Raw genomic sequence first — 1,020 nt, forward strand, 5'->3', positions numbered from 1 at the left:
CAGCTTCAATTAATGCGTAGTATTGGTTAACCTTTTCTGCAAGCTCTTCAATAAGAAGAGGAGGGTGTACTGATTGATAACGGATTGTCTTTAGTAGTTTAAAGATAATGTTAAACTGAGTGGATTCGTCACCCAGTTCTTGATAATATCGGTAGGTGTATTGGGTATAAGTATCTCCTCCGCAGCGAAGTACAATCCAATGTTCCCAAAAATGATGAAAATCTTCACTAACTTCGTACTCTGATATTCCAAAACAAATAGGACAAGAGCTGTCAAAATTAGATGGATCTGAGGTTCCTTGATCGTGCCAATTGTCGTGCCTAATTACTGTTTGAGTATATTGATATTCTTCGACCATGCGTGCTAGGTGATTTTAATTTTATTATCCACCCAACTCGCACCAAATTGTTATCCTGGCAAATGTAAAGGACTGAAACTTTACACGTGCTCCAGAATAGCAGGGAGTTTAACTAGGGAGAAAATCTGAAGGCAATACTATCGATTGTTTCTTTCAACAATAAATAAAAATAATCTTTATTATAGGAATTGCAAAAACACTATAACGCTAATAGAGCTTCCTTTTGTTGGCAAGAAAGTTATTACCGGAGAAGTAATTCTTTGCAGCGAAAAACTTACTACGCTATCTAGTCTTTAACTACTCCTATATATAATACTTTAAAAATCAAAAAGGTAAATTAAATCAATTAGGTGATAAATGTATCACATGTTTTACCTGTTTTACAAATGACACAAAACTGCCATAGACGACATATGTCACATGTATTACAAGTCACACATGTGCTCCATTGGCGACCATGTGTTACATGATTTACATGTATCACGAAATAAACTCGCATTACACTCTTTTAACTAATAAAATAAACTATACTAATATAAATATAAATATAATAATAATACAAAATCATTGCATCAATAACTCTTTCCGCTACTTTTCGATTTTATATTAAAAAATTTTATTTTCGAAATAAGAAATTTTTTCTGATTCGAACGAAGCCGGTT

The 1,020-nt window shown here is 32.8% G+C and carries 1 protein-coding gene; it reads right to left on the reverse strand.

Annotation, left to right across the window (positions count from 1 at the left end; genetic code table 11):
- On the reverse strand, positions 1 to 358 hold a 358-nt coding region (locus ACQR30_RS09900), incomplete at its 3' end, for a hypothetical protein (protein WP_429734554.1).
- Between the last annotated feature and the right edge of the window lie 662 nt (positions 359 to 1,020).

It is taken from the genome of Arachidicoccus sp., assembly GCF_050436765.1.
Taxonomy (GTDB): Bacteria; Bacteroidota; Bacteroidia; order Chitinophagales; family Chitinophagaceae; genus Arachidicoccus.